Source organism: Streptomyces sp. NPDC015346, assembly GCF_043078785.1.
Lineage (GTDB): Bacteria > Actinomycetota > Actinomycetes > Streptomycetales > Streptomycetaceae > Streptomyces.
Genome location: NZ_JBIBTW010000009.1, coordinates 268480 through 291425, shown reverse-complemented (window position 1 = coordinate 291425; position 22946 = coordinate 268480). Strand labels below are relative to the sequence as shown.

At 71.5% G+C, this 22946-nt stretch carries 11 protein-coding genes and 1 tRNA gene; 5 read left to right on the top strand and 7 right to left on the bottom strand.

What is annotated here, in order from left to right:
* Positions 1–189 precede the first annotated feature (189 nt).
* The 3 genes from ACF06X_RS29875 (at position 190) to ACF06X_RS29865 (ending at position 2880) form a co-directional block, all read left to right on the top strand.
* Complete coding sequence (locus ACF06X_RS29875) at positions 190–1362, top strand: cytochrome P450 (RefSeq protein WP_392290411.1); 1173 nt, start codon at positions 190–192, stop codon at positions 1360–1362.
* Entirely contained in the window at positions 1359–1661 is a 303-nt protein-coding gene (locus ACF06X_RS29870) for a ferredoxin (protein WP_392290410.1), read from the top strand. The genes ACF06X_RS29875 and ACF06X_RS29870 overlap by 4 nt, the downstream gene beginning before the upstream one ends.
* A gap of 163 nt (positions 1662–1824) precedes the next feature.
* Positions 1825–2880 carry a methyltransferase gene (locus ACF06X_RS29865; RefSeq protein ID WP_392290409.1) on the top strand — a complete coding sequence of 352 codons (1056 nt, stop codon included), beginning with the start codon at positions 1825–1827 and terminating at the stop codon, positions 2878–2880.
* Positions 2881–2883: 3 nt separating this feature from the next.
* Here the strand turns inward: ACF06X_RS29865 and ACF06X_RS29860 are convergent, their stop codons facing one another.
* Genes ACF06X_RS29860 through ACF06X_RS29840 form a run of 5 tightly spaced genes read right to left on the bottom strand, consistent with a single transcriptional unit; the run spans position 2884 to position 18179 of the window.
* Positions 2884–3939 (bottom strand): MDR family NADP-dependent oxidoreductase, encoded by a 1056-nt coding sequence (locus ACF06X_RS29860; protein ID WP_392290408.1) that lies wholly within the window; start codon positions 3937–3939, stop codon positions 2884–2886.
* Positions 3936–5702, bottom strand: a complete 1767-nt coding sequence (locus tag ACF06X_RS29855; RefSeq protein WP_392290407.1) for a phytoene desaturase family protein — start codon at positions 5700–5702, stop codon at positions 3936–3938. Before ACF06X_RS29855 ends, ACF06X_RS29860 begins: the two co-directional genes overlap by 4 nt.
* Positions 5703–5716: 14 nt before the next feature.
* On the bottom strand, positions 5717–7405 hold the full coding sequence (locus ACF06X_RS29850; RefSeq protein ID WP_392290406.1) for a phytoene desaturase family protein: 1689 nt from the start codon (positions 7403–7405) through the stop codon (positions 5717–5719).
* Positions 7402–8619, bottom strand: a complete 1218-nt coding sequence (locus tag ACF06X_RS29845; protein WP_392290405.1) for a cytochrome P450 — start codon at positions 8617–8619, stop codon at positions 7402–7404. Before ACF06X_RS29845 ends, ACF06X_RS29850 begins: the two co-directional genes overlap by 4 nt.
* A gap of 8 nt (positions 8620–8627) precedes the next feature.
* The gene (locus ACF06X_RS29840) at positions 8628–18179 is read right to left on the bottom strand and encodes an amino acid adenylation domain-containing protein (RefSeq protein ID WP_392290404.1); all 9552 of its coding nucleotides are present in this window, start codon (positions 18177–18179) and stop codon (positions 8628–8630) included.
* A 484-nt stretch (positions 18180–18663) separates the two neighbouring features.
* On the opposite strand from ACF06X_RS29840, the gene ACF06X_RS29835 reads away from it, so the two are divergent.
* The gene (locus tag ACF06X_RS29835; protein WP_392290403.1) at positions 18664–19320 is read left to right on the top strand and encodes a MerR family transcriptional regulator; all 657 of its coding nucleotides are present in this window, start codon (positions 18664–18666) and stop codon (positions 19318–19320) included.
* Positions 19321–19357: 37 nt separating this feature from the next.
* Positions 19358–20443: a Rieske 2Fe-2S domain-containing protein gene (locus ACF06X_RS29830; protein WP_392290402.1), complete on the top strand. Its 1086-nt coding sequence runs from the start codon at positions 19358–19360 to the stop codon at positions 20441–20443.
* Between the two features lie 59 nt (positions 20444–20502).
* Here the strand turns inward: ACF06X_RS29830 and ACF06X_RS29825 are convergent.
* Both ACF06X_RS29825 and ACF06X_RS29820 read right to left on the bottom strand, forming a co-directional pair.
* Positions 20503–20576, bottom strand: a tRNA-Lys gene (locus tag ACF06X_RS29825).
* Positions 20577–20684: 108 nt separating this feature from the next.
* On the bottom strand, positions 20685–22892 hold the full coding sequence (locus tag ACF06X_RS29820) for an FG-GAP repeat domain-containing protein (RefSeq protein ID WP_392290401.1): 2208 nt from the start codon (positions 22890–22892) through the stop codon (positions 20685–20687).
* Positions 22893–22946: the final 54 nt, after the last annotated feature.

Genomic DNA, 22946 nt, shown 5'->3' with positions numbered 1-22946 from the left:
CCATCGTGTGTCACGCACCCGGGGGCGCTGACGCGGCCGTGTTTCTTCGCTGTGAGTCGCGTTGGAGTGGCGGCTGCGCCGTCCCGAGCATGCGGCGGCCGGCCGCGTCCTGCCGCTCCACGAGACCCCTCCCGTGTCTGGATGCCCGTGAACGACCTGCCCCCCGCCCCCTCATGCCCCCTGCCCCCCATGCACCGGACGACCCTGCGTGCGCCTGGGCCGCCCCGGCTGGAGCGGTTGCCCACCGGCCACTCGGTGTGGCTGGTGACCCGCCACGCCGATGTGCGCCAGGTGCTCACCGACCCCCGGATCGGGCGGGCGTCGCTGCTCGCCCCCGACGCCCCGCCCCTTCCCGAGGTCGCGATCGCCCGGGAAGACCCCGAAGCGTTGATCCACCTCGATGGTGCGGAGCACCGTCGGCTGCGTCAGACCGCGCAGCGGTCGTTCACCCCCCGGGCCATCGCCCGCTGGCGCCCGTGGGTCGCCTCGGTGGTCGAAGAGCTGCTGGACGACATGGCTCGCCGGCAGCCGCCGGCCGATCTCGTCACGGGCTACGCCCGACCACTGCCCGCCTTGGTGATCAGTCGCCTGATGGGCCTGGAGGGGCAGGATCACGCCGACATGTACCGCTGGAGCGGCATGGCCTTCTCCTACGGCACCTCCACCCCTGACGAGGCGCGAGACGCCCTGGTCGCGTTCCACTCCTTCCTGGCCAGGCTGTTCGCCGCACGCCGCCGCCACCCCGGTGACGACCTGATCAGCGGCTTGATCGCGGCGGCGGACGAGTCTCCCGACGTCAGCGAATCCCAGCTCATCTCGCTGGCCCGGACGCTGGTGGTGGCAGGTCTCGAGACGACCCAGTCCGCCCTGGGCAACGGCCTCCTCTATCTGCTCGACGAGGCCCCGGAGGCATGGCGACGGCTCGCCGAGCAGGACGAGGACAAGGCCGCACCCCTGGTGGAGAACATGCTGCGGTTCGTTCCCCGCGCCGATGTCGTCGCGGGCGCCGGGCTGCAGCGCCGGGCGACGGCGGAAGTCGAGATCGGTGGCGTCACCGTCGCCGCGGGTGACGTGCTGGTCGCGGATGTCATGGCGGCCGGGACGGACCCGGAGGTGTATCCGCCCGACCTCCGTGCCAGCGCGGACGGCCTCTTCAGCCTCCTCCCCGCCCCGAGCCTCGCCTTCGGCGCGGGCCCGCACCACTGCATGGGCGCCTGGTTGGCCCGGTTGACGATGCAGCTCGCTCTGCACCGCCTCGCCCACCGGTGGCCGGGGCTCAGCCTGGCCGGGCCGGTGGAGGACGTCGAATGGCGTCGGGGCGGTCTGACCCGCAGTCCGCTGCGCCTTGAGGTGACCTGGTGACCGCGGACGTGCCCCAGGGCGAGACAGCGGACGTGGCTTCGGACGCCCCCGGCCTCGCCCCGGAGGCTTCCGGCGAGCTGACCGTTCATGTGGACCCCTGGGCCTGCACCGCCAGCGGCCAGTGCGTGCTGGCGGCCCCGGCCTACCTGGCCCTGGACGGCGGCCACGCGCGCCCCCGCACCGCGACGGCCCCGGGAGCCGCCCGGGACCAGCTCGTCGAAGTGGCGGAACTGTGCCCCACCGAAGCCATCACCGTTCGGCTGGCCGGTACAGGGGAGCGCATCGCGCCGCGGGACTGATCCCACCGGAACCGTTCAGGGATGCCCCGCGGTGCTTCGGGAACGTGGTGCCGTTTCTCGCGCGACGCCTGCTCGTTGGGCGGAATGCGCCCGGTGGCCGCGGGGCCGCCTCCGGCCCGGCCACCGGTCGACGACCGGTCCCCGAGGAAAGGCGTTGGCGTCCATGGAAGCGCTACCGAACCAGATGCAGATCGCGCGGCTCGCCGCGGGCGGTTGCTTTTCGCGAGCGCTCGCGACGGCCGCCAGACTCGGCATCGCCGACATCCTGGACGGTGGCCCGCTGCCGCACCACGACCTCGCGAAGCGCACCGACTCGGACCCTGACGTCATGCTGCGGCTCCTGCAGGTGCTCGACCTCGGCGGCGTCGTCGAGCGGAACGAGGACGGCGCCTTCGCGATGACCGAGTCCTTCGCGGCGCTGCGCGGCGACCACCCGCGGTCCCTGCGCAACTTCTGCATCCTGATGGCCGAGACGTACGACGACGCCTTCGGCGCACTGCCGCACACCGTACGGACCGGTGAGTCCGGTTTCCGGGAGGTGTTCGGTGTGCCGCTCTACGAATACCTGGAGCGGGATCCGGAGACCGCGCGGATCTTCGACGGCGCGATGTCCGAGCTGGCCCGGCCGATGGTGGCGGAGCTGGTGCGGCGCCACGACTTCTCCTCCGTGAACACGGTCGTGGACGTCGGCGGCGGCGACGGCACGATGCTCGCCGGGATCCTCGCCGAGCACCCGCACCTGACCGGAGTCTGCGTCGACCGCGCCAGCGTGTGCGCGCGGGCCGGGGAGGCCCTGCGCGCGTCCGCCGGGGAAGGGATCGCCGAACGCGTCACCTTCCAGCCGGCGGACATCTTCGAGGAGGTGCCGGAGGGCGGCGACCGGTACCTGCTGAAGAACGTCCTCCACGACTGGTCGCCGGAGACGTGCGTGCGTCTCCTGACCGCCGTCGGCCGGGCGATGCGCCGCACCGCCGAAGCGCGCGAGCCCGGCCTCGCCCCGCCCCGGCTGCTCGTGGTGGAGCCTCTCCTGGACCAGGAGTCCGACGCCCCCCATGTGCTCTTCCAGATGGTGATGTGCGGGAAGGACATCGGGGGGTTCGGGGAGAGCGACCTGCGCGGGCTCCTTCGGCGGTCGGGTTTCGACCCCGTCGCCGTCGAGCGGCTGGCCGGTGGACACCACCTCTTCGAATGTGTGCCGTCCACCGGCCTCAGCGGGTGAGGGTCACACCTCGACGAGCAGCTTCCCGCGGTTCGCCGCCCTGTTCCGGTAGAGGCCCTGGTACGCCTCGGGGATGCTGTCGAAACCCTGATGGACGGTCTGGTCGTACCTGACCTCGCCGCGTCGGATCATGCCGCCCAGTTCCTCGTGAAGGGCGGCGAAATCCTCGTCGGTGTACCAGTCCTGGGCGTAGATGCCACGGATCGTGGTGCGCGGTCGCATGATGTGTTCCAGCAGGCGCGGGCCCACCCTGTCTCCCCCGACCGTGGTCTCCCACTGCCACGACACCGCCACCTGGCTGTACCGGTTGAGCATGGTGAACACCGCGTCGGTGAGCGCGCCCCCCATGTTGTCGAAGTACTTGTCGACGCCGTCCGGCGCGGCCCGGCGGAGTGCCGGGTACACCGTGTCGGCGTCGTCGCCCTGCCGGTAGACGATCACCTCGTCGAAGCCGAGACCGGTGAGGTACTCCGCCTTCTCCGGGGTGCCGGTGGTGCCGACCACGCGGGCTCCGGCGCGCTTGGCCAGCTGCCCGACCAGGGTTCCGATGGCGCCCGTCGCACCGCTGACCACGACCGTGTCGCCGGGCTCGACCGTGAAGAACTTCGTCATCGTCCCCCAGGCGGTCAGCCCGGGAATCCCCATGACGCCCAGCGCCGTCGTGAGCGGCAGCTCTTGGTCGTAGCGCTCCGGGTGCAGCTTGCGGAAGGGGGAGACGTCGAAGTGGAAGGAGCCCGTGTCCCACACGTAGGGGCTGCCGTCGCTGACGACGTGGGTGCGCCAGCCGCCGAACCCCTCCACCAGGTCACCGGGCCGGAAGGAGGCGTCGGGCCCGGCTTCGAGCACCTCCATGATCGACATGCCGGGCGCGTGGTGGCCCAGCGGGGTCACCTGCGTGAGGCCGTTCAGGAAGGGGTCGACCGAGACGTACCGGGTCTTGAGCAGCATCTCGTCGTCCTTGAGCGCGACGTCGAACTCCTCGACGACCTTCTCGTAGACCCTGTCGACCTCGGGCACGCCCTCGGCGTGCTCCCGTACCACCCATTTCTCGAGCTTCATGTGCGTGCCTTGTCTGTGTGCGATGGACCGAGTGTGCGATGGACCGAGTGCGCGATGGCTGAGAGCTCCGCGGGGGCGGCCACGGACGGGGGCCGCTCGCCCACGGGGATGACGACGTGCGTCGGGGGCGGTGCGCTGGTGTCGACGTCGGCGGTGAATTCCCTTCCGTCGTCCCGGCAGATGAACTGCATGACGTGACGGCCCGCCGCGGCGGCGCGGATGAGGCCGCCGGTGGTGGCCCACACCCCGGAGAGGTAGAAGTTCTCCAGGCCGGGAAGCGCCGGCCCGTTCTTCTTGATCTGTTCCTCCAGGGTCTCGCCGCTCTCCACGAAGGGCTGCCAGCCGAGGACCGTCCCGTCGTAGTTGCCCGTGTAGCGGACCTGGGTGAGGGGGGTCGACAGATCCCGCACGGCGATCGCGTCCCGCAGCCCGGGGAACCGCTCGTCCAGGAACGTCACCAGGGTGTCGCGCACCTCACGCTTGGCCGTGTAGTAGTCGCGCCCGTGCCGCAGCGGACCTGTGTGCACGGTCTTCCCCTGGTGCCGGCGCGTGCGCTGCTCCGGCTCTCCGGCGTTCAGGGCGCGCCAGGGGGCGGCGTCGGCGAAGTAGGTGGCGTAGACGACCGTCGTCGCCTCGGGGGAGAGTTCCGGGTAATGCGTGCTGCGGAACTGCACGTTGAGGCTGGGGTGGCGCATACCCGTCAGCTTCGACGCCGTCTGCTCGTCCAGCAGGTAGGTGGTGCACGGATCGCCCTGTGGGAAGGGCCGGCTGAGGCCGAGGAACAGCATGACGTAGCCGGGGAACACCATGCCCGGCTCCTCGATGGTGCGGGTGTACAGCTTCCGGTACGTCTCGTCGAGGTAGCGGCCCCCCAGCAGCTTCATCACCGTCGTATGGCCGTCGCAGGCGGAGACCACGATGTCGGAGCGGAACTCGCGTCCGTCGCTGAGCCGTACGCCCACCGCGCGGTCGTCCTCCACGAGCACCTCCTCGACCTTGGCGTTGTAGGTCACCTCACCGCCGAGCCGCCGGTAGCGCCGCTCGATCGAGGTGGAGAGGCCGAGCGAACCGCCCTCAGGCACGCCGGCGGACCGGTTCGCGTGCGAGGCCAGCTGGAAGTAGAAGGGCAGCACGGGAAACGCCGGGTGCTTCTCGTAGAGGATGAAATTGAACGCCTCTCGCAGCAGCGGGTCCTTGAACCTCGCCGAGTAGTCCGTCATCAGCACCGTGATCGACTTGCGGATGACGTTGAAGTAGGGCACGAACGACGCCAGCATGCGCCAGCGCTCGAGGCGCCCCATCAGACCGACCGGCTTGAGGAAGGGGTAGACGGCCAGGCACTTGCGGAAGCTGCGCAGACCGGCGCAGAAGTCCCGGATCAGTCTGGCGTCGGCCGGCGAGAGGGAGAGCAGATGTTCCTCGAGGCGGTCGGGATCGGAGTAGAAGTACACGGCTCTGCCGTCCCGGCCGCGGACGATGTTGAAGACGTCGAAGTGCCGCATCTCCTTGCCCTGCAGCGCGCCGAGTTCGAGCCAGATCTGGTGCATCTCGTTGCCGGGCCCGTTCCCGAGCAGCCAGCTGACGCAGCAGTCGAAGGTGAAGTCGCCTCGGTCCCAGGCGGTGCAGCAGCCGCCGGGGATCTCGTGCATCTCGAAGATCCGGGTCCGGTATCCGTTCATCTGCGCGTAGCAGCCGGTGGACAGGCCACCGAGGCCGCCACCGATGATGATCATGGACTCTCTGTCCTGCTGGGACCGCGGCATCGCCGACGCCCTCCTCACGTCTGTCCGTGGGCCGGCCGGCCCACGGGCCTGGTGTCCAGTTGGGGCAGCCGGCCCAGCTTTCCGCGGTGCCAGGGCCCGGCGCCGGGGCTCTCCGAAGCCGTGAAGTCGAGCCCGAGTTCCTCGCACAGGTACTGGACGGCGAAACGGCCCGCGGACGCGGTACGGATCAGGCCGCCGCCGCCGACCCACTGACCGGTCATGGAGAAACCGCGCAGGCCCGGCAGCCGCATACGGTCCTTGTTGACCAGCTTGGTCGTCAGGTCCTCCGCCTTGGTGAAGGCCTTCCAGGCGAGGATGCTGCCGTTGTAGTTGCCGGTGTAGCGCAGCGTCGTGGCGGGTGAGGCCACGTCGATCACCTCGATGCGCTCCGTGATGCCCGGATGGTGCCGCTCCAGGAAGCCCTGGACGAAGTCGGCGACCTCGCGCTTACGCGCCCGGTACTCCTTGCGGTCGGAGCCGCGCAGCGTCTTCCAGTAGGCGAAGTCGCTGAAGTACGTGCAGTGGATGACCGTCTTGCCGGGTGGCGCGAAGGAGTCGCAGTAGCGCGACCGCATCTGCACCACCATGCTGTCCTGCCGCACGGCCGGGAGTTCCGCGCTGTCCTCCCGCGACAGCAGATAGGTGGTGCTGTGCGGGGTGGCGGGGTCCACGTCGCCGGTCAGGCCGACGAACGCAGAGACCACGCCCGGGTAGATGAGTTCCGGCTCGTGCAGCATCTCGGTGTAGAGCGTGTCGATGGTGGGGTTCGTGTACTTCCCGTCCAGCAGCCCGTAGATCGTGGTGAGGCCGTCGCAGGCCGAGACGATGTGGTCGGCGTAGTGCCGTCTCCCGTTCCTGAGTTCCACGCCCACCGCGCGGCCGTCCTCGACGAGGATGCGCTCCGCCCGTGCCCGGTAGTCGATCCGGCCGCCCAGCGAGGTGTACCGCTCCTCGATGGAGCGTGAAAGACCCAGCGACCCGCCCTGCGGAAAACCGGCGTTGCCGTGGTAGGCGCCCGCCATGTTGAAGAGGTACGGCAGCAGCGGGAAGACCTCGTGGTCCTGGTAGAAGATGAAGGGGAAGGCCCGGCGCAGCAGCGGATCCTGGAACTTGCCGCAGAAGGACTCCATGGAGGTGGCGGCGGTGCGCCAGAACAGCCGGAAGGCCGGCAGGACGGTACGGAGCAGGGTGAGCCGCTCGCGTACCGACCGCAGCGGCGGCGCGGTCAGGAACGGATAGAGGTTGATGTCGATGAACCGCCGCAGATCCCGGCAGAAGGACCGGATCAGGCGTGCGTCGGCCGACGAGATCTCCAGCAGGTGCCGCTCGAGCCGGTCGGGATCGTTGTAGAACGTGACCGACCGGCCGTCCTCACCGACCACGGTGTTGAACGTGTCGAAGTTCGTGATCGTCTTGCCGTCGAGCGCGCCGAGCTCACGCCAGATGGTGGCGGCCTCGTTGTCCGAGCCGGTGCCGATCAGCCACTCGATGCAGTAGTCGAAGAGGTAGTCGTCCCGCGCCCAGGCCGTGCAGCACCCTCCGGGCAGGACGTGCTTCTCCAGGATGCGGGTCCGCGCCCCGCTCATCTGCGCGTAGCAGCCGGTCGACAGTCCACCGATGCCCGCGCCGATGATGAGGACCCGGGGCTTGCTGCCGGGAGCGCGCTCGCGGGTGTCCCAGTCCTGCTCGGTGTCACCCGTCACGCGTCACCCGTCACGCCGGTGGGCCGGTCGAAGGTGACGGGCAGGTCGACGAGGCTGCCGACGACACCGCCCGTCTTCCAGCGCAGTTCGTCCTCGGGGACGGCGAGTCTCAGGCCGGGCAGGCGCCGCAGCGCTGTCTCCAGGGCCACCTGCAGTTCGAGCCGCGCGAGGTGTGCCCCGAGGCAGAAGTGCGCGCCGTGCCCGAAGCCGAGGTGGGGGGCGCCGGTCCGGTCGAGGACGAGGTCGTCGGCGTCGGGGAAGACCTCCGCGTCCCTGTTGGCGGCCGCCAGGGAGACCAGCACGGCTTCACCGGCGCTGACGAGGACCCCGCCCAGCTTGATGTCCTCGGTGGCGTAACGCGGGAGGATGAAGTCGTCGAGGTGCACGTACCGCAACAGCTCCTCGGCGGCCCGGGGGATCAGCTCCGGTCGCTCACGCAGCCGCGACAGCTCCCCGGGGCGGATCAGCAGGTGGTAGAGGGAGGCCGCGATCTGGCCGGCGATGGTGGCGAAGCCCGCGAGGAGAAGATCGGCCGCCAGGACCCGCAGCTCGTCCCGCGTGATCTTGCCGTCCTGGTCGCAGGCCCGCACGAGCGAGCTCAACACGTCGTCGCCCGGGTCCCCGCGGCGCATGTCGACCATCGCGTCCACCTGGGAGAAGAACGCCGCGGCGAGCTCGCCGGGGTCACCGTCGGGTGCGGCCGCGGACATCTCGGCCTCCGCCCAGGCCCAGAGACGGCTGTACTCGTGAGGTACGCCGAGCAGCTCGCAGTTGAGTGTCGTCGGCAAGGGGGTGGCGAACCGCTCGAACAGGTCGACCGTCGGTCCCGACTCCACGATGCCGTCGAGGAGTTCCCCGGCGACCTCGTGCGCCCGGGCGCGCAGCCGCTCGATCCGGCGCGCGCTGAACTCCCTGGCCATCAGGGAGCGCAGCCTCGTGTGCTCGGGCGGGTCGTGGGAGACCAGCCCGCCGTAGTCCCGGGCCGTCGCCTCCATCCGCGGCTGGTCACGGCCCACGGCCGCGGCCCGGCTGAAGCGGGGATCCGACAGGACCGTCTTCACGTCGGCGTACCGGGTGGCCAGCCAGGCGTCCTCTCCGTAGGCCATCCGGACCCGCACCAGCGGCCGATCACGCAACTCCGCGTAGATGGGGGGAACCGCGAGTCCGGTGCCCCGCTCGAAGGGGTAGGCGAGCGGCTCGCTCTGGGTGTGCATGGTGGATGTCAGCCCTTCCTGTCGGCAGGCGTTCGATCGCGCAGAACGTCCCGCACCAGACCGGTGTTGAGCTCCAGATGGCCCGGGTCGAGCATGTCGGCGTGCGCACCGGAGCCCCGGACGACCGCCGTGCGGGTGGTGGAGCTGCCGTGCCAGGAGCCCTCGTGGCCGGCGGCGTAGAGCTCGGTCTTCCGCTCGTCGGAGATCACGCTGACCGGGGCCGTGACCGCGCCGAGGTTCGGGGTGCGGCCGCAGAAGTCGATGTACTCCCTTGCCTGGTCGAGCGTCTCCTTCGTGACGGTCTCCGACCCGGTGTGCTTGCGCAGGTGCTCGCCGAGCTCCCGCTCGAAGGCTTCGAGGTGCTCCTCGGCGAGGCTGAACCGCTCCGAGATGCGGTACGAGTCCACGATGACCACATGGGACACCTCACGCCCACGCCGCTCCAGCTCCCGGGCCACCTCGAAGGCGACGTTGCCGCCGAGCGAGTAGCCGAGCAGGGTGCAGGGACCCTCGGCCTGGAGTGATTCGACCAGGTCGGCGTAGCGCTCGGTCTTGTCGTCGCCCGGCAGGTAGTTGAACGCGGTGACGCGGTACTCCGGCAGGTGGGCGGCGAACCGGCGGTAGACCAGACCGTGGCCGCCGGCCGGCGGGAAGCAGAAGAGCTGGGGCCCGTCGCCGCCGTCGAACCGCAGGTAGGGCTGCGTGCCGGCGATCCGGCCCGTGGCGATCTGCTCCACCGTCCAGGCCATGCCCTGCAGCGTGGTGATCTTGAAGAGATGACTGACGGGGATGGGGACGCCGAACTCGCCCTGGAGGCGGTGGATCAGCTCGATCAGCTTGATCGAGCTGCCGCCGACCTCGAAGAAGTCGTCCTGCAGGCCGACACGCTCCAGGCCGAGAACGGCCTTCCACTGCTCGGCCATCCGGAGCTCGTGGTCCGTCACCGGAGGCTCGTGGACGTCGCCGTCGCCGCTGGATCGCGGGGCCGGCAGGGCAGCGGGATCGATCTTGCCGTTCGCGGACAGCGGCAGGGCGGGCAGCTGGACGAAGTACGACGGGATCATGAAGGTCGGCAGACAGCCGGCGAGGTGACGGCGCAGCTCGCGCTGGTCCAGCTCCGCACCGGCCTCGGGGACGCAGTAGGCGCAGAGGACGGCCTCGCCCCGCGCGTCGGCACGTACGGTCACCACCGACTGCGCCACTCCGGGGCAGAGCGCCAGCTGCGACTCGATCTCGCCGGGCTCGATGCGGTGGCCGCGGACCTTGATCTGCGAGTCGAGGCGGCTGAGCAGCTGCACACCGCCGTCGGCGTCCCAGCGCGCGAGGTCGCCGGTGCGGTAGACCCGTACCGGTTCGGCGGCGGGTCCGTCGTCGGTCTCGCCGTCGCTCCCGCCCTCGGTCCCGCCGTTCAGCGCCAGGGTGGCGAAGCGCTGGGCGGTCTGTTCCGGATCGCCCGCGTAGCCGAGGGCGACGCCCTCTCCGCCGATCCACAGCTCGCCCGGCACGCCCGCCGGCACGGGTTCGCCGTACCCGTCCAGGATGTAGAGGTCGCTGTTCGGGAACGGGCGCCCGATGGGCACCATCCGGCTGGGCTCCAGACCGTCGGCCGGGCCTTCGAAGTAGCTGCTGTCGATGGTGGCCTCGGTGACTCCGTAGGAGTTGACCAGCCGTGTCCGCGGGCCGCACAGGCCTCGCAGGCGCTCGTACTCCTCGACCTTCCAGGCGTCGGAGCCGACGATCAGCAGCCGCATGAAGTCCAGCCGGACGCCCTCGCGCTCGCAGTGGTTCATCAGCCCGCCCACCACGGCCGGCACGAACTCGCCGCAGTCGACCCGCTCCGCCCGCATCGTCTCGTACAGGCGGGCCGTGTCGAACAGCAGCTCGCGGCCGATCAGCACCAGCGTGCCGCCGGAGCAGAGGGCGCGGACCAGGTCGCCGGTGAAGACGTCGAACGAGGGGTTGGCCAGCTGGAGATGGACCCGCACGTCCTGGTCGAGGCGGTACTCCTCGCGCCATCCGCTGTAGGCGGAGGCCAGATTGCGATGGCTGACCCGGACGGCCTTGGGCCGGCCGGTGGAGCCGGAGGTGTGGATGACATAGGCGGGGGCGTCGGGGCCGACCGTGACGTCGAGCGGCGCGTCGGCGGCGGGGCCGGGCCGGTGCAGCTCGTCCAGGGTCAGCACCTCGGCGGGCGCCGAGGCCGTCCGCTCACGTCCCTCCTCGTCCGCCACGACGACGAGGGCAGCGTCGGCGTTGCGCACCATGTAGGCGAGGCGGTCCGCCGGGTACGAGGGGTCCAGCGGCAGGTACGCGCCACCGGCCCGGAGCACCGCGAGCAGGGTGACGATCAGCTCGGGCGACTTGTCCAGGCACACGGCGACCACGGTGCCCTCGCCCACCCCCAGCCCCCGCAGTCGGTGCGCGAGGGCGCGGGAGCGGTGTTCGACTTCGCCGTACGTCAGACGGCGGGTGGCGCCGGACTCCGAGGGGGCCGACACGGCGACCGTGTCCGGGTGCGCGGCGGCGGCCCGGCGGAACAGTTCGTGCACCGGAACGTCGTGGGCCGCGCGGCGCCCGGCCCCGCTCCACTCACGGAGGATGTGCTCGCGCTCCCGGGGGGCGAGCATGGCGAGACGGGTGGCCGGGCGGGCCGACGGCTCCCGGGTCAGCGCGTCGAGCAGATTGACGTAGTGGGAGGAGAGCCGCCGCATCGTCTCGGGCTCGAAGAGGTCGGTGTTGTACTTGAAGACGCAGTGGAAGCGGCGCTCGGCCTCGTCCTCGTAGGCGGAGAGCGTGAGGTCGAACTGGCCCTCCTCCTCCGGGAGTTCGATGTACTCCAGGCGGTAGCCGTACTGCTCGGTGGCGACCTTGTGGGTGAGCAGGATGAACATCGCCTGGAACACGGCCGAACGGCTCGGATCGTGCTGCAGGCCCAGCTTGTCGACCAGCAGGACGAACGGGTACTCCTGGTTGTCGAGGCCGCCGAGGACGGTGTCGCGTACCCGTGACAGGAGCTCGGCGGTCGACGGCTCGCCGGCCAGGTTCACGTAGAGCGGCAGCGGGTTGACGAAGTACCCGTAGACGGAGGCGAACTCCTCGTGGGTACGGCCCGTCACGGGGCTGCCCACGATGATGTCGTCCTGTCCGCTGTAGCGGTGCAGCAGCAGGTAGTAGGCGCTCAGCAGGACCATGAACACGGTCGCGTTGTGCTCGCGCGCCAGGGCGTGCACGCGCGCGCTCAGCTCTTCGTCGAGTACGAAGAACTCGGACGCGCCGTTGTGGGACTGTACGGCGGGGCGGGGCTTGTCCGTCGGCAGGTTGAGGACGGGTACCTCCTCGGGGAGGTGGCCCCGCCAGTAGTCGAGCATCCGCCGGGCGTCGCGGCCGGCCAGGAACCGGTTCTGGCGGTTGAGGAAGTCGAGATAGCGCGCGGGCACCGGCGGCAGCTCGGCCGGGCGGCCGCGTCGCAGCCCCTCGTAGACCGCGAGCAGCTCCTCGATGAACGTGAAGGTCGAGACGGCGTCGGAGATGACGTGGTGGACGGCCTTCATGATCACCCAGCGGTCCGGCTCGCGCTGGAAGAGGCGGAAGCGGACCAGCGGGTCCCGCTCGAGGTCGTACGGCTTGCGGTATTCGCGGATGATCAGCTGCCGGATGTCCTCCCACTCCCACCCCCGCACGTCGTACACGCCGAAGTCGGGCGTGGCCACCGTGGAGATCCGCTGCACCGGCTGCCCGTCGTCCATGACGAGGTTGGCCCGCAGGCTGGGGTGGCGCTCGATCATGGCGGTGAAGGCGGCGCGCATCAGCTCGGGGTCGAGCTCGACGCGCACCTCCACCGCGCCGCCGATGTTGTAGGCGAAGCCGTCCGGATTGAGCTGCTTGAGGAACCACAGCGCTTTCTGGTTCTGGGTCAGCGGATACCGCAGCTCGTCGTCGTACACCTCGACCGCCGCGGCGTCGTCGCCCTCGGCCGGGTCCCCGGCGAGCAGCTCGGCCAGCGCGGTGTGCACCTGCTCGACCAGCTCGGCGACCGGCGCGTTGCCGAGCAGCGCCACCACCGGCAGGGCGATCCCCAGCTCCGCGTGGATACGGGCGCGCAGCTCCATCGCGAGCAGCGAGTCCATTCCCATCGCGCCCAGGGTGTCCGCCGGGCCGACGTCCTGCGCGTTCACCCGCAGGACGCCCGCCACCAGCGCGGCGAACCGCTCGGTCAGCAGCCGTCGGCGTTCCCCGTCGTCGGCCTCCCGGAGGGTGTCGACGAGGCTGCCGTGCGCGCCGTCCGCGCGGTGATCGCCCGCGGCGCCCGCGGCGGCCAGTTCGGTGACCAGCCGCGGCGGGGAGGGGTACCAGGCGAGGAACGTCGGCCAGTCGACGACCGTGGCCACGAGCAGCTGCGCGCGGTCCTGGGCGATGACGCGTTCGAGCACGGCCATGCCGGTGTCCGGGGAGAGCGAGGTCATGCCGCGGCTCACCCGGTAGTGCTCGACCAGGCCGAGCTCCTCGATCATCCCGGTCGCCCAGGGGCCCCAGTCGATGCTCAGCGCGGGCAGTCCCCGGGCGCGGCGGTGGTGCGCGAGCGCGTCCAGGAAGGCGTTGCCGGCGGCGTAGTTGGTCTGTCCTGCGGTGGTGAGCAGCGAGGCGACGGACGCGAACAGGACGAAGTGTTCGAGCGGTTCGTCGCGCAGCAGGTGGTGCAGGAGGTAGGCGCCGACGACCTTGGGGCCGTACACGGAGTCGAAGACCTGCCGGTCCATCTCCGGTACGAGCGTGTCGCGTACCTGTCCGGCGAGGTGGAACACGCCGCGGATCGGCGGCGAGCCGGCGGCCCGGTAGCCGGCCAGCCAATCGGTCAGCGCCGCCTCGTCGGTGATGTCCAGCGGCGCCAGGACGGGGTGGGCGCCGAGTGCTTCCAGCTCCTTGACGAAGCGGACGTGGCGCCCGGCCGGGGTGTCGGGGTCGAGGCCGCGCCACTGGTCACGCTCGGGAAGGGCCGTACGGCTCATCAGGATCAGCCGGCGCGCGCCGCGCCGGACGAGGGTGCGGCACAGCAGCCGGCCGAGCGCGCCGAACGCGCCGGTCACCAGATAGCTGCCGTCGGCGCGCAGCCGCAGCGGCAGCGGGCGGGTGAGACCGGCGGCCGGTGTCAGCCGGCTGGTGCGGCGGCGGCCGGCGCGCAGGGCGATCTCGTCCTCGTCGTCGGCCGACATCTCGCGCAGCAGCGCCTCGGCCTCGGACCTGCGGGCCTCGGGGTCGTCCGACCGGTTCGGGTCGAGGTCGATGAGCTTGCCCCGGTGGGCGGTGAGCTCCTGGTGGCGCAGTACGCGGCCGATGCCCCAGGCGGGCGCGCCCAGCGGCTCCACCGCGTCCTCGGCGGTCGCGGCCTGCGTGCCGCGGGTGACGATGTGCAGCCTGGCGCCGGGCTGTTCGCGCGGCAGGGCCTGGGCGAGTGCGATCAGCGAGTAGACGCCGCTGCCGGTGTGCCCGTCGAAGGGGGGGCGGTCGGGCCCGTCGATCGACGGCAGGTCCAGGCTCCACAGGTGCGCGATGTCGCGGGGCGGCTCGCCGCCGTCCGCGCGCAGCTCGGTGAACAGGCGTGCCATGTCCTCGGCGGAGTCCGGTGCGACCGTCCAGGGGCGGCCCTCGCTCGCCCTGCGGTAGCCACTGCCCGGGCGGACCAGATGGCAGCGGCCGCCGGCCGCGCTCACCGCGGCCGCGAGCTCGTCGGCGACGCCCTGGGCGTCGGCGAACACCAGCCAGTCCCGGACGGCGCCGTCCACGAGCGGTGCCCTGCCCTGGTTCGCGGCATCGCTCGCGGTGCCGGTCCCGTTCGTGGTCGTGGTCGCGGTCGCGTCTGCGTTCGGGTCGAGTGGCGGGTCGACCCACGTCACATCGGCCAGCCAGCCGTCGATCGTCCCCAGGCCGACCGTGGTCGCCGCCTTCTCGATGTCGGCCGCGCGGAAGCCGCCGATCCGGCCGAGGGGCACGCCGTTGTCGGAGTACAGGGCGATGTCGCCGACGAGCTCGTCGGCGCCGCGTCGCGAGACGGTCGCGTGCGCCCACAGCGGCTGGTCGCCGACGGGTTCGACGCGCACCTCCGCGATGGACAGCGGCAGCAGGACGCCGGTCCCCCGGGGCTCGGCGAGGTCGGCGGGGTCAGCGGGATCGGTCGGCAGCCCCGGTGTCAGCAGGGCCTGGAAGCAGGCGTCGAGGAGTGCCGGATGGACGTGGTGGTGCGCGGCGTCGTCTCCGAGGGCCTCGGGCGGACGGATCCGGGCGAGCGCCTCGCCGGGACCGGTCCACACCTCCTCGATCCCCTGGAACGCGGGTCCGTAGTGGTACCCCGCGGCGGCCAGCGCCGCGTAGCAGCCGGCGCTGTCGAGACGGTGGGTGGCGCGTGCCCGGACCGCGTCGGCGTCGAGTGTCCCGCCGTCGCGACGGCGCTGCCCCGCGCGGACCACCCCGGTCGCGTGCGGGGCCGGTTCCCGGCCGTCGCCCGTCACGCTCGCGATGGTGAATCCGGCGCCCTCGGAGGAGAAGGACAGCTGCACCGTGGCGGCTTCGTCGTCGGCAAGGAAGAGGGCCTTGCGCAGCTCGATGTCGCCCAGGACCGCCTCGGTGCCGCCGGTCATCGCCCGTACCGCCTGCGCGGCCATCTCGACGTAACCGGCCGCGGGGAAGACCACACTGCCCTGGATGCGGTGATCGCTCAGGTACGGCATCGCCTCGACGTCGAGCGTCGCCTCCCACGTGGGTTCGGCGTGGGCCGTACGGCGGCCCAGCAGCGGGTGGTCCCGCCGGCCGAGCCGGATCTGGCGCACCGGGTCGGGCTCCGTCCAGTGGCGGTCCCGCTTCCACGGGTAGGGCGGCAGCGTCACCGGTCGTCCGGTGGGCTGCAGTACGTCCCACGCGATGTCGACGCCCATGGTGTGCAGCGCGGCCAGCGACCGCATGAACCGCTCCGGCTCGTCCTCCCGGCGGCGGATCGACGGCAGCGTACGGCCCTCGACGCTCCGGGCGGAGAGGCACTCCTGGATCGCGTGGCCGAGGACGGGGTGCGGGCCGATCTCCAGGAACAGGCTGTAGCCGTCGTCGGCCAGGCGGTCGACGGCCGCCCGGAAGTGGACGCTGCCCCGGACGTTCTCCCACCAGTAGTCGGCGTCCAGTTCGGTGCCGTGCGCGGTGCCCTCCCTGCCCGTCAGATACAGCGGCACCTGTGCCGCGCGCGCCTTCAGATCCGCGAGCGAGGACAGCAGGTCGTCCTTGATCGGATCCATCCGCGCGCTGTGGTACGGCACCCGCACGGAGAGGAACTTGGCGAAGACCTGCTCGGCGACCAGTTCGTCGGCGAGCTCCTGAAGCGCGTCCTCGTCGCCGGAGAGCGTGACCGAGCCCGGGCTGTTGGACGCGGCCAGCGACACCCGGTCGCCGTACGGCCGCACGCGGCGGGCCGCCTCCGCAGCGGACAGGTTCACCGCGAGCATGGTGCCCGTGCCGTTCAGCCGCTGCTGGAGACGGCTGCGGTGGACGACGACCGCGACCGCGTCCTCGAGGCTGTAGACACCCGCTTCGTAGAACGCCGCGACCTCGCCGGTGCTGTGCCCGACGACGGCGTCGGGACGCACACCGTAACTACGCCACAGCGCCGCCAGACCGACCTGCACGGCGAAGTTGGCCGGCTGTGCCAGCCAGGTCTCGTCCATCCTCGAGTCGGCTTCGTCGGCGGTGAGTTCCTCCACCAGGGACCAGCCGGTGAGCTTGGCGATCTCGCGGTCGCAGCGCTCGATCGCCTCCCGGTAGACCGGCTCGCTCTCGAACAGCTGGCGCCCCATCGCCCACCACTGCGGCCCCATGCCGGTGAAGACCCAGACCAGACGACGTCCTACGGCGTCACGCTCCTGGTCCACGAGCACGCGGGGGTGTTCCTCCCCCCGCGCGAACGCTGCCAGGCCTTCCTCCAGCGACGCGCGCGAGGAGTACACGACGGCCAGCCGCGACTCCAGGTGCTGGCGGCGGTGCGCCAGCGTGTGGCCGAGGTCGGCCAGCGAGACGGGCGCCCCCTCCGCGCCGGCGCCCGCTCCCGCGAGTTCCTGGCGGATGCCCTCCGCAAGGCGGGGCAGGACTGCCGGGTCCCGCGCGGTCAGCGGCAGGATGGTCAGGGCCGGGGCCTCCGAAGCCCCGGAGGGGCCGGCGGCCGACCGGTCGGCGCCGGCCGGGTCCGCCCCGTGGCGTACCACCGTCTTCGGCGCCTCCTCCAGCACCACGTGCGCGTTGGTGCCGCCGAAGCCGAACGCGTTCACTCCGGCGCGCGCGGGCCCGTCGTGCTCGGGCCAGTCGGCCGGCCGGGTCGGGATCTCGTAGGGCATGGCCGCGAGGTCGATGGCGGGGTTGATCCGCGTCAGGTTGATGTGCGGCGGGATGGTGCGGTGCTTGAGGCTCAGGACGGTCTTGATCAGCCCGGCGATGCCCGCGGCCGATTCCGTGTGACCGATGTTGGTCTTGACCGAGCCGACGTAGCACCTGGCGCCCGGCTTCCGTCCGACCGACAGGGCGCGGCCGAGCGCGGCCGCCTCGATCGGGTCGCCGACCGGTGTCGAGGTGCCGTGCGCCTCGACGTACTGCAGGTCGCCGGGGGTGATCCCCGCCTCGGCGCAGACCTGCTCGATGAGCGCGACCTGGGCGTCCGCGTTGGGCACGGTGATGCCGTTGGTACGACCGTCCTGGTTGACGCCGCTGCCGATGATCACCGCGTGGACCGGGTCGCCGTCGCGCTCGGCGTCGGCCAGCCGCTTGAGCGCGACCATGCCGACGCCCTCGGCGCGCACATAGCCGTTGGCGGAGGCGTCGAAGGTGCATGACCGGCCGTCGGGTGACAGGAAGCCGCCCTTGGTCTCGGCGATGGTGTACTGCGGCGCCATGTGCAGCAGCGTGCCGCCGGCGAGCGCGAGGCCGCTCTCGCCGCGCATCAGGCTCCGGCAGGCCAGGTCCACGGCCACCAGTGACGAGCTGCACGCGGTGTCGACGGAGAGGCTGGGGCCACGGAAGTCGAAGCAGTGCGAGACACGGTTCGACACCATCGTCATCATGGTGCCGGTGGCGGTGTGCGCGGCCAGCGTGTCGAAGCCGAGGTCGGCGAACTGCAGGATCTTGTAGTCGAGGGTGAACGCGCCGACGAAGACGCCGACGTCACGTCCCGCCAGTTCGGCGGGCTTCTGCCCGCCGTCCTCCAGGGCCTCCCAGGCCACCTCGAGGAGCTTGCGCTGCTGCGGATCCATGTGCTCCGCCTCGCGCGGGCTGATGCCGAAGAACGCCGGATCGAACTCGTCGAAGCCGTCGATGTAGCCACCGCGACCGCCGACCAGCCGCCCGGGCTTGGTCTTGTCCCGGCTGCCGAGCGTCGTGACGTCGTACCGGTCGGCCGGTGTCGGTGTGATGCAGTCCCTGCCCTCGATCAGGTTCTGCCAGAAGGACTGGTAGCTGGACGCGCTGCCCGGAAACCGGCAACCGATCCCGATGACTGCGATCTTGTCGCGGCTGATGGCGTTCCCCGTGTCTGTCATGTCGAAATCCGTGAGGTCGTGGTCCGGTGCGCGGCGTTGCGGACAAGCGGGACCGCCCGCCGCTGGCGACGGGCGGTCGGGTGTCCCGACGAGATCAGATGACTGCCGAGGCGCTCGTACACCCCCCAGAGGCAGCGATGATTGCGCTGAGTAATGTATTGCACACAGCACGCGCCCGATGCATGTTGATGCGGGACGAGCGCCGAAAGGGTCACGAGCCCGCCGGGCGTTGACTGGCGCGGGCGCCCTGCCGAAGGGCGGCGTCGCCCGGTCGGCACCGGGCACGGCAAGCCCGTGACCCCGCTCCGGACCACCGGCGAGAGCCCGTCCACTCCCGCGCCGGATCCACACGATCGGGGGGCACTTCGGCGAGAGCGCGCCTGACGAATCGTCAGGCCCCTACACTCCGCATGGTCCCCGCTGACCAGCGCGAACGCCGAGGCCCTGCTGGATCACGGGAGTGCGGCCCGACGTCAGGAGATCCATGCGCCTCTCGGAGCTCAGCCGCACCAGCGGCGTACCCGCGCCCACCATCAAGTTCTACCTCCGGGAGGGCCTGTTGAGCCCCGGAGTCCGTACGAACACCAACCAGGCGCGGTACGGCCCGGGGCACCTTCACCGCCTTCGGCTCATCCGCGCTCTCCTCGACATCGGCGGCCTCTCCCTGGCGGAGATCGGCGACGTCCTCGCGGCGTCGGCCGGAAGCGACACCGGCCTCGGTCACCTGCCGCGGGCGGCCCGGCAGCCCGCCCTCGGCACCACCCGACGGGACACGGAACCACGGGACACGGAGGACGCTCACGCCACGGACGAGGTCCTCGCGCTGGTCCAGCGGCAGGGCTGGCTCGTCTCCCCCGGCGACCCCGCGGTCGAGGCCGCCGCCGAGGCCCTGGCCGCCCTGCTCCAGCTCGGCCGCCACGACTTCGCCGAGCGGCTGGACACCTACGCGGCCGCCGCCGACACGGTGGCGGCGAGCGATGTGGGCGGCCTCGACCGCCGCACCGACCCCGCACGCGCCACCGAGACCCTGATCGTCGGCAACGTCCTCGGCGAGCGTCTCCTCGCCGCCCTGCGTCGCCTCGCACTCACCCACCACCTGCGCGGGCCCGTTCCTCTGGTCGGGGACACGACACCCGCGTGAAAGCCGAAGGCCGCCACACCGATTCAGGAGAATCGCATTGGGATCGACACGCACCCGCGGACGCACGATCAGTGAGGGTCCGACTCCGGCCGACGTGGCGCGAGCTCCGGGCCTGCCCTACCCGAGCGGCTGGTCGGCGCTGGCCTTCTCCCGCGAGTTGAAACCCGGCACTGTTCTCACCCGGCCGCTCATGGGCGAAGACGTGGTCCTCTACCGCCTGGGCACCGGTGACGTCCGGGCCATCCGCCCCTACTGCCCGCATCTCGGTGCCCATCTCGGCCTGGCGGAGGTCGACGGAGACGACCTCGTGTGCCCCTTCCACCTGTTCGCGTTCGGCCCCGACGGGTCCTGCGTGCGTACGGGATACGGCACACCGCCCCCGAAGGCGCCGCTGGCCCGGCTGCCGGTGCGCGAGGTCAACGGCGCCGTCTTCGTCTGGCGGCACGAGGACGGCCGGCAGCCGGACTGGGACATCCCCGCCTGGCACGCGGTCGGCCACCGGCCCGCTCGGCAGTCGGCGTGGGAAATGGCCGGAAATGCCCAGGAGGTCATCGAGAACTCGGTGGACATCGGGCATTTCGCCACGCTGCACGGCTGGGTCGAGGCCGGTCTGGCCGCCCCCGTCTCCTATCGCGACAAGCAGTTCCACGTATCGATGCGGGTACGCGAGAGTGCCCCGCTCATCGGCGAGTTCGACGTCACGGTCGAGGTCGACGGGTACGGCCTCAGCTGCCTTCACGCCGACATCCACACGCCGCGGTTCGGGCTCACGATGTGCACGATGATCATGCCCACCGCGATCGCGCCCAACCGGATGCAGCTCCGGCAGTCGAACCGCATCACCCTGGCGGAGCCCTCCCGACTGCCGAGGCCCCTCGCCCGGGCGGTGAGCCGCACGGGCGCGCGCCTGCTGGAAGGACCGCTGTTCCGGTCCAGCTGCGACTTCACGGGTGCCGATTTCCCGATCTGGAGCCACAAGAAGTACGAGCAGCGCCCGCGACTGGCCCAGGGCGACGGCCCCATCGGCCCGTTCCGGCGCTGGGCCCGGCAGTTCTATCCGCAGGACTTCGCCGACCGGAAGCTGTCACGGGTCGAGCAGCAGCGAAACGCGGCCGCCAACTGAATCCGTACACACCAAAGCCCCCTCTATCCGGTCTGCACCGGGTAGAGGGGGCTTACGCGTAGGCCGCGTGGGACTCGAACCCACAACCAACAGATTAAAAGTCTGCTGCTCTGACCAATTGAGCTAGCGGCCCGCGCGCCCCAGCATAGCCGCACGGTCTGACTGCCTTCACGGCCTTATCCGTGATGCGGCGAGCCACGCCCCGGCCTCGCCGCGATCAGCTGTTGTGGGAGGGGGTGGGTCAGGACAGGGTCTTGTACATCTGCCAGCCGCCGCCGAGCTTCACGCGGGCACCGAACGCGCCCGCGCCCGTCCCGTCGTACCGCCACAGGACACCGGCCGTGTCACGGGCGACCAGGTCCGCCTTGCCGTCGGCGGTGATGTCGCCGACGCCCGTCAGCGTGCTGTAGACCTGCCACCCGGTGCCGGCCTTCACCCGGGCGCCCAGCGTGCCCTTGCCCGTGCCGTAGTACCGCCACAGGGCGCCGGCCGAGTCCCTGGCGAGGACGTCGCCGAACGTGTCGCCGTTCAGATCGCCCACGCCGACGAGGGAGCCGTAGGTCTGCCATCCGGTGCCGATCCTGACCCGCGGCGCGAGGCTGCCCGCGCCGTTGTCGGCGTACAGCCAGAGCTCACCGGCCGTCGTACGCGCCAGCAGGTCCGCCCGTCCGTCGCCCGTCAGATCGCCCGGGGAGGTCAGGGAGTTGTAGATGTTCCAGCCACCGCCGAGGGACGCCCGGGGGCCGCTCGGCGAGAACGCCTTTCCGCAGCCGCCGTCGTGGCGCGTCAGGGCACCCGCCGAGTTCCGCACCAGCAGGTCGTTGCAGCGGTCGCCCGAGAGGTCACCGACCGGGACGACCAGCGACGACGCGGGCCACCCGGTCGCCGAGGCCCCCGTCCCCAGGCTCCCGGTCCCCGTCCCCGTACGCACGGTCAGCGCGCCGGCCGACGTGAGCGTGATCAGGTCGCCCTTGCCGTCACCGCTGAAATCGCGCCACTTGGGGAGCGGCTTGGGAGGCAGCGGCGCGGTGGTGGCGGCGCGCAGCTGGGTGGTGAAGTCGCCGGTGGACTGCTGCCATACGGCGACGGGGCGGTTGGCGGCGTCGACGGTGACCCGGCCCAGGGCGTAGCCGGTGGTGTTGGTGCTCAGCGGCGTCGGGGTCGCGGACCAGACACCGTTGACCCGGGAGGAGGTCATCATCTTCCCGGACTGGGTCCATATGGCGTGCGCGCTGCCGTCGGCACCGACCGTGAGGTCGAACTGGTCGTCCGGCACAGAATCCGTGGAGAGCGTCTTCAGGGGAGACCAGGTGCCGGTGGCCGCGGACCGGGTGGTGGTCCGCGCGGTGAAGCCGGGGCCCTCGTCGTAGGCGACCCCGAGGAGGGTGACATCGCCCTCCGGGCCGACGACGACCTTGCGCCAGGCACCGGTCCTGAAGCCGTTCGCAGGCTCCTCAGCTCCCCAGACCAGGCTTCCGGCCGGGCGCTGGGCGATCGCCTCGGTCTGCTCGCCGCCGGAGGGGGACACCTGCGTCTTCCAGGCCAGCACGGCGCGGCCGTCCTGGCCGAGCGCCAGCGTGGGGCCGGTGGCGTAGAGCTTCGGGTCGGAGACGGTGACCGGCTTGGTCCACGTGCCGTCGGGCGTCCGGTCGACGACCTTGACGACGCTGATCTCGGGGCCGGCCTGTACGAAGGCCAGGGTCGCCGTGCCCTGGTCCGAGTAGACGAGCTCCGCCGAGGAGGAGAGCCCAGCGCCGGCTTCCGGCTCGTCGATGCGGATCGGCTCGGACCAGGCCTGGCCGGGAGCCGTACGGACCGACGCGTACAGCTCCGTGGTCCGTCCCGAGCTGTGCGTCCACGTCGCGACGAGCGTCCCTGAGGGCGAGCCGGCCAGCTTCCCGCTGTGCACCCAGTCGGTGGCGGTCATGATGTCGGACGGGGCGGACCACGTGGTGGCGCCGGCCGCGAGGACCGACATCCGGAACACGCCGCCGGGCTTCTCGTCGTACGGCGGAATGTCGTTGGGGAACTCCATCCAGGCCGCCGTGACGGAACCGTCGGCCGAGACGACCAGCTCGGCCTCGCTGCGCTGGCCGGGCTGCGTGGTCAGGACGTGCGGCGCGCCCCAGGCGGCGCTGCCGGCCGGGCGTACCGCCGTGACGAGTTCAAGCTTGCTGCGGTCCTCGGGGACGCGATACCAGAGAGCGACGACCGCGCCGTCCTTCGCCGTCTTGAGGTCGTGGACGCCGTGGATGGCGGTGCCGTCCGACAGCGGCACCGACGCCGCCCACGGGTCGAGGGTCGCGGACGCGGCGGCGAAGGCGCCGGCCGGCGTGGCGAAGGCCGCCGGGGTGGCGGCCGCCACGACGCCCAGGCCGAGGACGGGAACGAGCGCCGTGCCGAGGACACGGCGAAGGGTGGCCCTCCGGGGCCGAACGTGCGGATTCACGTGGTCTCCATGCATGCGGGTGGTGCACGGAGAGGACGCGGCACCGTGTGCCGC

Bases quoted from the DNA above. Each gene is read 5' to 3' on its own strand.
- ACF06X_RS29875 (WP_392290411.1), top strand. From the start codon at position 190: ATGCACCGGACGACCCTGCGTGCGCCTGGGCCGCCCCGGCTGGAGCGG.
- ACF06X_RS29865 (WP_392290409.1), top strand. From the start codon at position 1,825: ATGGAAGCGCTACCGAACCAGATGCAGATCGCGCGGCTCGCCGCGGGC.
- ACF06X_RS29860 (WP_392290408.1), bottom strand. From the start codon at position 3,939: ATGAAGCTCGAGAAATGGGTGGTACGGGAGCACGCCGAGGGCGTGCCC.
- ACF06X_RS29855 (WP_392290407.1), bottom strand. From the start codon at position 5,702: ATGCCGCGGTCCCAGCAGGACAGAGAGTCCATGATCATCATCGGTGGC.
- ACF06X_RS29845 (WP_392290405.1), bottom strand. From the start codon at position 8,619: ATGCACACCCAGAGCGAGCCGCTCGCCTACCCCTTCGAGCGGGGCACC.
- ACF06X_RS29840 (WP_392290404.1), bottom strand. From the start codon at position 18,179: ATGACAGACACGGGGAACGCCATCAGCCGCGACAAGATCGCAGTCATC.
- ACF06X_RS29835 (WP_392290403.1), top strand. From the start codon at position 18,664: ATGCGCCTCTCGGAGCTCAGCCGCACCAGCGGCGTACCCGCGCCCACC.